Source organism: Paraburkholderia sp. BR10141 (genome assembly GCF_056155635.1).
The window spans coordinates 379,947-392,148 of the sequence record NZ_JBMIQH010000003.1; the positions used below are offsets into that span (position 1 = coordinate 379,947).

Annotated in this window: 11 protein-coding genes; 1 reads left to right on the plus strand and 10 read right to left on the minus strand. The window is 63.0% G+C overall.

What is annotated here, in order from left to right:
• Positions 1-16 precede the first annotated feature (16 nt).
• The 5 genes from ACOJB8_RS06410 to ACOJB8_RS06430 form a co-directional block, all read right to left on the minus strand.
• Positions 17-2,425: a glycoside hydrolase family 3 N-terminal domain-containing protein gene (locus tag ACOJB8_RS06410; protein ID WP_342948216.1), complete on the minus strand. Its 2,409-nt coding sequence runs from the start codon at positions 2,423-2,425 to the stop codon at positions 17-19.
• A 107-nt stretch (positions 2,426-2,532) separates the two neighbouring features.
• Positions 2,533-3,663: an ABC transporter ATP-binding protein gene (locus ACOJB8_RS06415; protein WP_342948217.1), complete on the minus strand. Its 1,131-nt coding sequence runs from the start codon at positions 3,661-3,663 to the stop codon at positions 2,533-2,535.
• A gap of 45 nt (positions 3,664-3,708) precedes the next feature.
• A complete protein-coding gene (locus tag ACOJB8_RS06420) occupies positions 3,709-4,539 on the minus strand; it encodes a carbohydrate ABC transporter permease (RefSeq protein WP_069262203.1) in 831 nt (276 codons plus the stop codon).
• A 3-nt stretch (positions 4,540-4,542) separates the two neighbouring features.
• Complete coding sequence (locus ACOJB8_RS06425; RefSeq protein WP_342948218.1) at positions 4,543-5,460, minus strand: carbohydrate ABC transporter permease; 918 nt, start codon at positions 5,458-5,460, stop codon at positions 4,543-4,545.
• Positions 5,461-5,520: 60 nt separating this feature from the next.
• Positions 5,521-6,816: an extracellular solute-binding protein gene (locus ACOJB8_RS06430; protein WP_069262204.1), complete on the minus strand. Its 1,296-nt coding sequence runs from the start codon at positions 6,814-6,816 to the stop codon at positions 5,521-5,523.
• 312 nt (positions 6,817-7,128) lie between these two features.
• Between ACOJB8_RS06430 and ACOJB8_RS06435 the strand changes: the two genes are divergently transcribed.
• Positions 7,129-8,178 (plus strand): LacI family DNA-binding transcriptional regulator, encoded by a 1,050-nt coding sequence (locus ACOJB8_RS06435; RefSeq protein ID WP_069262205.1) that lies wholly within the window; start codon positions 7,129-7,131, stop codon positions 8,176-8,178.
• On the opposite strand, the gene ACOJB8_RS06440 is transcribed toward ACOJB8_RS06435, so the two are convergent.
• From ACOJB8_RS06440 to ACOJB8_RS06460, 5 genes are all read right to left on the minus strand, one after another.
• A complete protein-coding gene (locus ACOJB8_RS06440) occupies positions 8,157-8,546 on the minus strand; it encodes a type II toxin-antitoxin system VapC family toxin (protein ID WP_133183964.1) in 390 nt (129 codons plus the stop codon). The two genes, ACOJB8_RS06435 and ACOJB8_RS06440, sit on opposite strands and share 22 nt — an antisense overlap.
• Positions 8,546-8,776 (minus strand): type II toxin-antitoxin system Phd/YefM family antitoxin, encoded by a 231-nt coding sequence (locus tag ACOJB8_RS06445; protein ID WP_069262207.1) that lies wholly within the window; start codon positions 8,774-8,776, stop codon positions 8,546-8,548. The genes ACOJB8_RS06440 and ACOJB8_RS06445 overlap by 1 nt, the downstream gene beginning before the upstream one ends.
• Positions 8,777-9,464: 688 nt before the next feature.
• Positions 9,465-9,686: a hypothetical protein gene (locus ACOJB8_RS06450; RefSeq protein WP_069262208.1), complete on the minus strand. Its 222-nt coding sequence runs from the start codon at positions 9,684-9,686 to the stop codon at positions 9,465-9,467.
• Positions 9,687-9,714: 28 nt separating this feature from the next.
• Positions 9,715-10,845, minus strand: a complete 1,131-nt coding sequence (locus ACOJB8_RS06455) for an ABC transporter ATP-binding protein (RefSeq protein ID WP_342948219.1) — start codon at positions 10,843-10,845, stop codon at positions 9,715-9,717.
• 13 nt (positions 10,846-10,858) lie between these two features.
• Positions 10,859-12,196, minus strand: a complete 1,338-nt coding sequence (locus ACOJB8_RS06460) for a GH1 family beta-glucosidase (RefSeq protein ID WP_342948220.1) — start codon at positions 12,194-12,196, stop codon at positions 10,859-10,861.
• Positions 12,197-12,202 lie beyond the last annotated feature (6 nt).

Below are 12,202 nucleotides of genomic sequence, written 5' to 3' on the forward strand. Positions count from 1 at the left end.
GCCGCTTCCCTTTCGCTTACGAGACGACTTCGACGGCGCTCAGCATGCGCCAGTCGCGCGGGAGCGTGCGCGCGGCATTGCCCACCACCGTGACCGTGCCGCTCAGATGGATATCGCGGCTCGAACTGCCCACCATCAGATCGAATTTGCCCGGCTCGACGATGCGCTCACCGCGTACGTCGGTGAAATTGAACATATCGACGGGCAGCTTCACGTTCACGCGAGTGAGCGCGCCTGCCGCGAGCGGCACACGAGCGAACGCCTTGAGTTCGCGTACCGGCCGCGCCGTCGAAGCATGCTGGTCGCGCACGTAGATCTGCACGATCTCCGTGCCGTCGCGCGAGCCGGTGTTCTCGACCGTGAAGCTCAGTTCGACGGTGCCGTCTTCGAGCGGGACTTCGTGTTGCGCCACCGCGAGACTGCCGTAACGGAACTGCGTGTAGCCGAGGCCGAAACCAAACGGATAGCGGCTGCCGAAGTGGTAGGCGATCGGCGTGCCCGCGCTCTTGAGGCGATGGTTGTACACATACGGCACCGCTCCTGCGCTCTTCGGCACGGAGAGCGGCAGGCGGCCGCTGAACCCGGCGCGACCCACCAGCAGATCGGCAAGCGCCTCGGCGCCGCGCTCGCCCGGCGCAAATGCCATGATCTGCGCGGCAATGCGATCTTCGAGGCCGCCGAGGTTGTACGGGCGGCCGCCCGTCATCACGACGACCGTAGGCGTGCCGCTCTCGACTACGGCCTTGAGCAATTGCAGTTGCACGCCCGGGAGTTCCAGGCTGTCCGTATCGGAGCCTTCGCCCACCGTACCGGACTGGAACAAGCCCGCCAGATCGCCGACGAATACGACGGCCACGTCCGCTTTTCCCGCAGCATCGACCGCGTCGGGAATCGCATCGGTGTCCTTGCTGATCAGTTCGTCGCGGTTGGCGTCGGCGCTCAGGTCGAGCGACACGTCGCCCGGGAAAACCGGCGCACCCGCACGGCGGGTCTTGATGATGTCGCAACCCTTGGCATGCAGCACGCGCGAATCGCCCAGCAGCGCGCGCAGTGCGCCCAGCGGCGTGGCGATCGACGCGACAGACTGCTCGCCCGAGTTGATGAGGTGCACCGGAAAGCTGTAGCCGGCGAGCAGCGCGAGCGGGTCGTCGGCGGTCGGGCCGATCACCGCGATTGTTTGCGCGCCATTGGCGTTCAACGGCAGCACGCCGCCTTCATTGCGCAGCAGCACCGCCGATTCGAGCGCGACCTGATAAGCCGTATCGGCCGCCGCCGTGCCCTTCACGTCCACGCGCTCGGGGTCCACATACGGATTCTCGAACAGGCCAAGGCGGAACTTCGTGCTCAACACGCGCGACACCGCAGTGTCGATCGTCGCTTCGGTGATCTCGCCGCGATCGAGCGCTTCTTTCAGATGGACCGCACACTCGTGCCCCGGCAACTCGACGTCGAGTCCCGAATTGAACGCGAGCGCCGCCGCCGACGCGCTGTCGTGCGCCACCGCGTGATGGCTGTAGAGCAGGTCGACGGCAGCATAGTCCGCAACGACGAGCCCCTCGAAACCCCACTTTTCGCGCAGCGTATCGTGCAGCAGCGTGCGGTCCGCATGGCAGGGCACGCCGTCGATATCGTGGTACGCCGGCATGATCGAGCCCGCGTGCGCGAGTTTGACCGCCATTTCGAACGGCAGCAGAAACACGTCGTTCAACTCGCGCGGTCCGACGTGCACGGGCGCATGATTGCGGGCGCCTTCGCTCGCGGAGTGGCCGACGAAATGCTTGAGCGTGGCGAGCACGTCGCGGCGCTCGCCTTGCAGACCGTTCACGTAGTGACACGCGAGCACGCCCACCAGATACGGATCTTCGCCGAGCGTTTCTTCGGTGCGGCCCCAGCGCGGATCGCGCGACACGTCGAGTACGGGCGCCAGGCCCTGGTGGCAGCCGATCGAGCGTGCCTGCTCGCCGATGACGCGCCCCACTTCGCCCACGAGATCCGGGTTCCACGTCGCCGCGTAGTTCAGCGGCGAGGGAAACAGCGTGGCGTCCTTGATCATCAGGCCCACGAGACATTCCTCGTGCGACATGACGGGAATACCCAGGCGCGTATCTTCGACCATCTTGCGCTGCAGTTCGTTGAGCGCACGCACGCCCTCTTTGGGATCGACCGTGTGGGTGCCGAGCGGACGCGTGATCTGTCCAAGACCGTGTTCGAGAATCTGGTTCACCGTGAGGCTGTTGGCGCTTTGCGCGAAGTCGATACTGCGCGCCTTGTGCTCGCCGTCGGCCGAAAGCACCAGCCACGCGGCGTGAAGCTGGGCAATTTTTTCATCGAGCGTCATGCGCGCGAGCAGATCCGCCACGCGCTGCGCGGTCGGTGCGTCGGAGCGGCGGTAAAGCGGAATCTCTGTGGTGTGTTCAAGCGACATTGCTTCACTCCCTGGTATTGCACGAGACGGCGCTGATGTTTCGCCGTCCGTTTAGTTGTGCTTTTGAAAATGGCGTTGGCGGGCGCGCGGCGAAAGCGGCGCCCGGCTTAGATGAGACGACGCAGCGCCATATCGTGATCGTCGAACACGTGGCATGCCTCGGCGGGCAACGCAAGCTTGACCACTTCATCGTGCGTCAACGCGCTGTCGCCGGGCACCTTGGCGATCAGTGTCGCCGCGCCCGAGCCGGTCTGCGTTGCGTGGATGTAGCTGTGCTCGCCCATGTGCTCGACGAGCTTCACGCGGCACGCCAGCGTCTGTTCGTTGCGTGCATCGCCGGCCACACGCAGATGCTCCGGACGCACACCGAGCGTCACCTTCATGCCGGCGCGCGCACGCGAGCCGTCCACGCGCGCACGCACGCGCTCGCCGCTTTGCAGGTCGATGTCCACGCCGCCATCGTCGCCACCCACCACCGTGCCTGCGAAGAAGTTCATTTTCGGCGAGCCGATGAAGCCCGCGACGAACCGGCTCTTCGGATGGTGATACAGATCGAGGGGCGCCCCCACCTGCGCAACGCTGCCGTGGCGCTCCATGTGATCGCCGGCCTGCAGGAGCACGATGCGATCGGCCAGCGCCATGGCTTCCACCTGATCGTGCGTCACATACACGGCGCTCGCCTCGCTGAACTCGCGATGCAGACGCGCGATTTCGGTACGCGTCTGCACGCGCAGCGCCGCATCGAGGTTCGAAAGCGGCTCGTCGAACAGGAACACGCCCGGCTCGCGCACGATCGCGCGCCCGATCGCCACGCGCTGGCGCTGGCCGCCCGAAAGCGCTGCGGGGCGGCGTTCGAGATAGCTATCGAGCTGCAGTGCGGCAGCCGCGCTGCGCACCTTCTTGTCGATGACGGCCTTGTCGATTTTCGCCTGACGCAGACCGAATGCCATGTTCTCGTACACGCTCATATGCGGATAAAGCGCGTAGTTCTGGAACACCATCGCGACCTTGCGCTTCGCGGGTTCGACCTCGTTCATGCGTTCACCGTCGATGCGCAGTTCGCCGTCGGTGATCGATTCGAGTCCGGCGATCATGCGCAGCAGCGTGGACTTGCCGCAGCCCGACGGGCCGAGGAACACGCAGAACTCGTTCTTGCCGACTTCGAGGTTGGCGTCGCGGATCACCGCGTTGCCGCTCGCGTAGGCCTTCTGTACGTTGTTGAGGGAAATGCTTGCCATATCGTTTTATGCGAAGTTCGGTTAGCGGTGCGAATCAGACCTGAATCAGCCCTTGAGCGAGCCGGCCATCATCCCCTTGATCACGCGCTCCTGACCGAACGCGTAAGCGACGATCAACGGCAACGACGTGAGCACGAGAACGGAAAGCATCGAGGGTATGTTCGACGCGTATTGCCCCATGAAGTCCCAGATCGCGAGGGGCAGCGTACGGTGCTCGGACGTCGACGTGAGCATGTACGCGAAGATGAATTCGTTCCAGAGACCAATGCCGTTGAAGATCGCCACCGTGGCGAGCCCCGGTCCCGAAAGCGGGAAGAAAATACGCCAGAAAATGCGGAACGGGCTACAGCCGTCGAGCTGCGCGGCTTCTTCGAGCTCGCGCGGAATCTGCCGCATGAACTCGGTCAGGATGAAGATCGACACCGGCAGGCTGAGCGCCACATAGGGGCCGAGCAGCGCGAACTGCGTATCGTAAAGACCGAGGTTGCGCGTAAGCAGGTAGATCGGCACCAGCGTCGCATGCAGCGGCACGATCATGCCCGCCACCACGAGACCGAAGAGCAGCTTGTTCAGCCTGAAGCGCATGCGCGCAAACACATAGGCCGCCATCGCGCTGATGACGACGATCAGCGCGACCGACACGCCCACCGTGAACAGGCTGTTGCGGAAATATGTGAAGAACGGCCCCTTCAGCACGGCCGCGTAATTGCCCCAGTAAAGGTGGCTCGGCGGCGCCCACACGGATGTCGTGAAGGTCTCTTCCTGGCTCTTGACGCTCGACACCACCATGAAGATGAACGGCACCGTGGTGACGGCCAGCCAGATCAGCGCGAGGATCGGAATCGTCACACGGGGAAAGCGGAATTTTTTGATCATGCTTCAGACCTCGGTTGCATAGCGGCGCGTGAAGTACATCGACACCGCCGCCACTGCGATGACGATCAGGAACATCGCCGAGCCGACGGTGCTGCCGTAGCCGAGCTGGAACGAACTGAACACCGTGCGATACATGTAGGTGGCCATCACCTCGGACGAGCCCTCGGGGCCGCCGCCGGTCATGACGAAGACGAGATCGAAGTAACGCAGCGAGCCGAGCACGGAAAGGATCACGGCCGTGCGCACCGTGCCCTGCAGGTGCGGCAGCTTGATGCGCCAGAAGATGGTCCACTCGGAAGCCCCGTCGAGCAGCGCTGCCTCGTTAACCTCGGCCGGCATCGACGAGAGGCCGGCGAGGAACAGAATCATGTAGAAAGGCGCGTTCTGCCAGATGATCACGGCGATGGTCGCGCCCAGCGAGAAGTGCGGGTCGCCCAGCCAGTCCTTCGCGAGACCATCGAGCCCGAATGCCTGCAGCGCGACATTCAGGGGTCCGAAATTCGGATCGTAGATCTGCTTGAACAGCACGCCGATCGCCACGCTCGACATGAGCAGCGGCAAAAAATAGAGAACCTTGAGTACGCGCGAGCCACGGCCGGCCTTTTCCAGCAGCACGGCGAGCGCCAGCGCGACAGGAAGCTGAATGACAATCGAGGCGAGCGCGAGAATCACGTTGTTCTTGAGCGATTGCCAGAACACCGTGTCATGGGCGAGCCGCGCCCAGTTCGCGAGCCCCGTATAGCGGGCCGTATTGCCGAGACCATTCCAGTCGAGCAGCGACAGCCGCAAGCTGGAAACGAGCGGGTAAAGCAGGAACACGGCCAGCAGCAGCAGCGCCGGCGCGAGAAACACGACCGTGACGAGCGTTTGCGAGGAGAGCTTCAGCCGGCGTTCGGGTGTAGCGGAAAGTGCAATATTCACGAGCTTTTCTGCCGGCCGGCGCCTTGCGGCGCCAGCCGGACTTTTCCTGAGTGCTGGAGATCAACCGCCCTTCTTCGAAGCGGCTTCCATTTGCTGCGCGGCCGCCTCAGGCGTCACCGACAGACCGAACAGCGCCTGCGTCGTGTCCTTGTGCAGTTCGCCCAACGCCGGCGGCAGAGCCTGGTCGTACCAGAGCTGCACGCTCGGCGCCGCGGCAAGCAGTTGCTGCAGACGCTGCGTGAACGGATCGTCGATCTTGACGTTGTTGACCGGCGGAAGCTTGTGGTCATCCGACGCGCGCGCCTGCATCGCCTGGTCGTCGGTCAGCGACTGGATCAGCTTGAATGCAGCTTCCGGCGTCTTGCACTCGGTCGAGATGCTCAGGAAGCCATCGCCCACCGTGCCGATCAGGTCGCGCGGGTCGCCCTTGCCGCCCGGCACGCTCGGGAACGGGAAGAAGTCGAGATCCTTCGAGAACGTCGGATTTTCGTTGGCGATCGTCGAAGCTTCCCAGGCGCCCATCAGCTCCATCGCGGCCTTGCCCGTATACAGCAGACGGCGCGATGCACCCGAGTCATAGTCGAGGCCGTTGATGCCCGGCGCGAACGCGCCCGCCTTCACGAGTTCCTGAATGCGCTTGCCGGCTTCGATGAACGCCGGATCTTCGAAGCCCTTGCCCTTTCCTGCGATCGCGTCGCTCACGACTTGCGGACCGCCGATACGGTCGACGAGGTACATGTAGTACATCGAGCCCGTCCACTTGTTCTTGTTCGCAAGTGAGAACGCTGCCACGTTGTGCTGCTTCAGCACATCCACGACGTGCATCAGTTCATCCCACGTCTTGGGCGGCGTAATGCCGTACTTCTTGAAGACTTCCTTGTTGTAGAAGATCACGGCGGCCGCGGCGTTTTCGGCAGCGACACCGTAGGTCTTGCCGCCGAACGTCGTGACGCTCCACGACGACTGCATGAAGCGGTTGCGATACGCCGGGTCCTTGTTCAGGTACGGCGTGAGGTCGACGATCTGACCGGATTTCACATATTCCTGCAGGCCGCCGCCGCCCCAGTTCTCGAACACGCACGGCGGCTGGTTCGCACCGAACGCCACCTTCAGCTTCGTCTTGTACGCCTCGTTCAGGACGTGCGAATTCTCGACCTTGTAGCCCGGATCGGCCTTTTCGAAGCGGTCCGACGCGTCACGGATGATCTTGCTCGACGACGCATTGGTCTGCTGATCCCATACCGTGATGGTTTTGGATTCCGCCGCAACGGCGTTCGAAACGACTGCAGACAGTGAAAACAGCAGTGCCGTGGCGCCGGCAATGGCCCGCGCCGTGGAGAAACCTGGGTACGCCATGTTTGTGTCCCCTCTTTAGGAATTTTGAGAGCTACCTGAGTTATCTGCGGGTTTAACGTTAGCCTTAACGTTAGTGGATGTTAAGCCGAGACTCAAACTACGGCTATGCGGGATTTTCCTGGTGAGCCCCCGTGGGAGCTTGCGCCCTGCGCAAGGGTGGTACGCACGGGGACGGTTGCACAAGCGCGCATCTGATAGAATAACCAGCACACAAACGGTATCGCTAACGTGACGAGCGGCCCATCCGCGGAGTAACCAGCGAGTCACGAGCGAGTCTTCGCAGACATGACCTCTCGTAAGCCCACACCACGCATGGCAAGGCAAACTCCAACGCTTGAGCACGTCGCCAAGCTTGCCGGGGTGTCGCAGATGACCGCGTCGCGCGCGCTCAATGGACGCCCGGGCGTGTCGCGCGAAACGCGCGACGAAGTACTGAGAATCGCTTCGGACATCGGCTATGTCGTGAACCGCACCGCCCAGAAACTCTCGGGCGGCCGCAACGGCATCATCGGCATCATTACGCCCACGCTCGACACGCAGTTCTCGAGCGAACTGGTGCTCGGCGCGGGCCGCGCGGCACGCGGCGCGGGCATGGAAATGCTCGTGTACACCGTGTTCGACGAAGACCGCCATACGCATCACGACCTGCTCGGGTTGATCCAGCAATTTTCCGACGGCATTCTCGCCATCCTGCCGCGCGAATCGCTCTGCCTCGAAGCCCTCGCCACGGCCAAAGTGCCCGTAGTGGTGGTCGATCAGCGCGGCACGCTCACGGGCTTTCCTTCAGTGTCCGTCGACAATTACGGCGGCGCCTGTCTCGCGGTCGAGCATCTCGCGGAACTCGGCCACAAGCGCATTGCGTTTCTCGCCGGCGACGAAACCATCGAAGGCGTGCGCGACCGCCAGCGCGGCTATCGCGACACCCTCGCCAAGCTCGGCCTGCCACGTGAAGACGCGCTGGTCGCCGCGGGCGACCTCTCGCAAATGATGGCGTTCGACGTCACGTTCGACCTGCTCAATCTCCCCGATCCACCCACCGCGATCTTCACGGCCAACGACCAGAGCGCGTTCGGCGTGATCGCCGCAGTCAGGGAAGCAGGCCTGCGCGTGCCCGACGACATTTCCGTGATCGGGTTCGACGATATCCCCATGTCCGAGCAGTTTCATCCTGCCCTCACTACGATTCGCCAGCCGTTTCAGCAAATGGCGCGTTCGGCGGTCAATACGCTGCTCGCGCAGATCGCCGGCATCGACGCCGCTTCGCAGCGCATCACGCTGCCTGCCGAGCTGGTGGTGCGCGACTCGACCGGACCGGTGCGAGCGCGCCACCGCCGCTCGCGTCACCAGATCGTTTCGACGTAAGTCGAGGCGCGCACCTTCGCATCGGAGGTCACGAGCGCGCCGCCATGCGTGCGGGCGGTCGCAACGATCAGCCTCTGATGCGAAGTGAGCGCGGGCGGCAGCGTCGCCGCCCGGAACGCAATTTCCGAATCGACCGGAATCAGGCGCACGCCATCCAGCTTCAGAAACGTCGAGAGCCAGCTACGGGCATCCATGGAAAGCCCCAGGCTGCCCGCCTTCACGAACTCCGCGATTTCCAGCGCGCTGATGGCTGAAATGAGGATCTCGCCGCCGTCGAGTTCACGGTCGATCGCATCGTGCGCGGCCTGACTCAGCGCTTTCTGTTTGCCGAGCCAGCACACGAGCGCAAGCGTGTCGAGCGTGATCATTACTCTTCCTGCTCGGCGGGAACCGGTGCAAGCGCGTGCTTGAGATTGAAATGCGTGATCGACGCGCGCAGCAGCTCGAGCGGATTCTCCGTCTTGCTGCGATACGGCCGGATTTCAATGGTGGGTTGTCCCCGGTCCGTCACGACGACGGTTTCGCCCAGCGTTTCGACCTGGCGGAACAGCTCGCAGGCGCGGGACTTGAAAATGGCTTTGGATACTCGCTTTTCCATGACGCTCTCCACCCATCAAAATTCTATCGGATTTTTATTGCATCGGGTCGTTGCGCACGCAACGAAATTGCGCTTCGCACCCCAATGGCTCTTTATCGGCGTTGCCCAACCGTTTCCTGCCTGAACTACGCCCTGCACCGGTATATCTCGCACCAACGAACTGCGGGTTTTTACCGGTAACATGTTTCGCCCGAATCCGCCCCGCGGCCCTTGCGCTTTCATATAATCGGTCTGTCTGATGGATGCCCGTCAAGCAGCCCGAGTTGTGATCGAGCGACCCGCGAGGCACGACAACAGGGTGTGTTGCTTGCCGGCGGATATGCGCGAGTAGCGGTGTACGCTTCGCTTGCCGATACGGACGCTGCCGCAGGAAAGCGGAGCGTTGGGGGAGGTGATTACCTTTGCTGCAGACCATCGATTAAGCAGAAACATAATAACGTTACCCTTAACGTTAATTCATGTTAAATGCCCGCTTCCGGCGCCGCCATGCGTGGTTTACCTGGGCTTGGCGAATCGACGCGGAGTCCGCGTAAACCGCGCCGGATCCCGGCCCAGTAAGGAAAGAGCGCCTGGAAAGCTGGCCACAGGGTACTGCAAAAAAGTACCGTTCCGGCTAACGTTAAATGGGCGGCAAGAAAAGTCGTAACGCCGATTCGCGACACTCATAATCATCCCTGCCCCCATATCGTCACACTCGCTGGTCCGGCTCATCCGGCGGCGGCTTCGTCGCAGGCTCCGCGTCGAAATGAACGATAAACGCATGCAGCGGCTCGCGCCGTTTCTCCTGGCGGTCGCGTTGCGACTCGCGCTCCCTCTCCGTCACATCGCGCGTTTCATCGGACGTCGCGGCCTGCCTGCTGCGCGCATTGACAGCGGACGCGAAATCGTCCTTCGACCCTTTGTTCGTCATGGCACTCTTCCCCGACCAAACCGGCACGTCAAACGACGGCTTGAACGTGCTCTCCCACCTGGGGACGCTCGAACGCCACCGCGTCGCCTTTCGCATCGAACAGCGTGACCGCGGACGAGGCCACCTTGATGGCCACGCGCGCGCCCGCCTCGTATTGCGCGTCCTTCTTGTCGAGCTTGAGCGCGACGGCGTGCGCCATGCCGTCGAGACGCGCGTGCAGGATCGAGACATCGCCCAGATGTTCGACCAGCTCAACGCGAGCGGCGATGCCTTCGTCCGCGAAGCCGATGCTCAAGTGTTCCGCGCGCACGCCCAGGGTCAATTCGCCATTGAGTGCGCGATCCGGGCGGCCCGACAACGCGATACGGTGGCTCGCTCCCGCAAGCGCGAGGACGGTCTGCACGCCGTTTTGCGACACGACCGTCGCGCCGAGCATGTTCATCTGCGGCGAACCGATGAAGCCGCCGACAAAACGGTTCGCGGGCCGGTCGTACAGATCGAGCGGCGCGCCCGTCTGCTCGATGTTCCCCTTGTTGAACACCACGATCTGCTCGCCGAGCGTCATCGCCTCGACCTGATCGTGCGTGACGTAAATCATCGTCGTGCCGAGTTCGCGGTGCAGCTTCGCGAGTTCGATGCGCATCTGCACGCGCAGCGCCGCGTCGAGATTCGACAGCGGCTCGTCGAACAGAAAGACGCGCGGCTTGCGCACGATCGCGCGGCCAATCGCGACGCGCTGCCGCTGGCCGCCCGAGAGCGCCTTCGGCTTGCGCTCGAGCAGGTGCGTGATCTGCAGGATTTCGGCAGCGCGGCCCACGACCTCGCGTACTTCGCGCTTCGATTTGCCCGAGAGCTTCAGCGAAAAGCCCATGTTCTCCGCAACCGTCATATGCGGGTAGAGCGCGTAGCTCTGGAACACCATCGACACGCCGCGGTCCACAGGCTGCAGATCGTTCACGCGTAGGCCGTCGATCAGAATGTCGCCGCCGCTCACTTCCTCGAGCCCGGCGATCATGCGCAGCATGGTCGACTTCCCGCAACCCGACGGCCCGACGAATACCGTGAACTGTCCATCAGGAATATGAAGATCGATGCCCTGAATGATCTGCGGACCTTCGCCATACGTCTTCACGACGTTGCGCAATACGAGTTCGCCCATTGTTATGTCCTCCTTAGTACGCTTGATCGGCGGCGGCATGTTCCGCGATGACCTTGCCATACCAGTGCGCGCTGTCTTTCAGCGTCCGCTTCTGGGTCTCGTAGTCGACGTACACCATGCCGAAGCGCTTGTCGTAACCGGACGCCCATTCGAAGTTGTCCAGCATGCTCCATGCAAAATAGCCGGCCACGTCCACGCCTTGTCGTGCGGCTTCGGACAATGCGGCGAGGTGCAGATCGAGGAAACGGATGCGGTCGGTGTCCTGCACGCGGCCGTTTTCGAGCACGTCTTTCGACGCGCAGCCGTTCTCGGTGATGAAGATCGGCGGCAGCTTGTACTCGGCATTGAGCTTCGTGAGCAGTTCGGTCAGACCTTCCGGATAGACTTCCCAGTCCATGTCCGTGAAGCCGTGCACGCCCGGTGGACGCTTGTTGCCCGAAGCGCTCGCGAAGATACGCGTGTAGTAGTTGATGCCGAGGAAGTCGAGCGGCGTGCCGATGATGTCGAAGTCGCCTTCGCGAATCACCTCTTGCGGGCCGTTCGCGCCATACCATTGCAGCGCTTCGGCCGGATATTCGCCCTTGAAGATCGGGTCCATGTACCAGCGGACGAACTTCGCATATTCGAGCGATGCGGCTGCGAGGTCTTCAGGCGCGTCGGTCGCGCCGTGTGCCGGCGACTGGTTGAGCACGATGCCGAGCGGCGCCTTCACACCATCGGCGCGCATGGCCTGAACGGCCAGGCCGTGCGAAAGCAGCAGATGATGCGCCACGTGCGCAGCCTTCTTCAGGTCGGCATTGCCCGGCGCGAAGTAGCCCGTTGCGTTGCCGAGCCATGCGGTACACCAGGGCTCGTTGTGCGTGGCGATCGACGCCACGCGGTCGCCCAGCACACTGCCGATCTTGCGGGCGTAGTCGGCGAAACGATAAGCCGTATCGCGGCTTTCCCAGCCGTTTTGCTCCGTCTGCAATGCTTGCGGCAAGTCCCAGTGATACAGCGTCGCGAACGGCTGGATGCCGCGCTCGAGCAAGCCGTCGACCAGACGCTCGTAGAACGCGAGGCCCTTTTCGTTGTACGCGCCGCGGCCATCCGGCTGCACGCGCGGCCATGCAATCGAAAAGCGATAGGCGTTGACGCCCATTTGCGCCATCAGATCGAGATCTTCCTCGAGGCGATGGTAGTGATCGCAGGCCACGTCGCCGCTTTCGCCTTTCACGACCTTGCCGGGCACGCGGCAGAACGTGTCCCAGATCGATTCGCCACGGCCGTCCTCACGGGCTGCGCCTTCTATCTGATACGAGCTGGTGGCCACACCCCAGACGAAATTTTCCTTGAATTGAAACGTCGACATAACGGT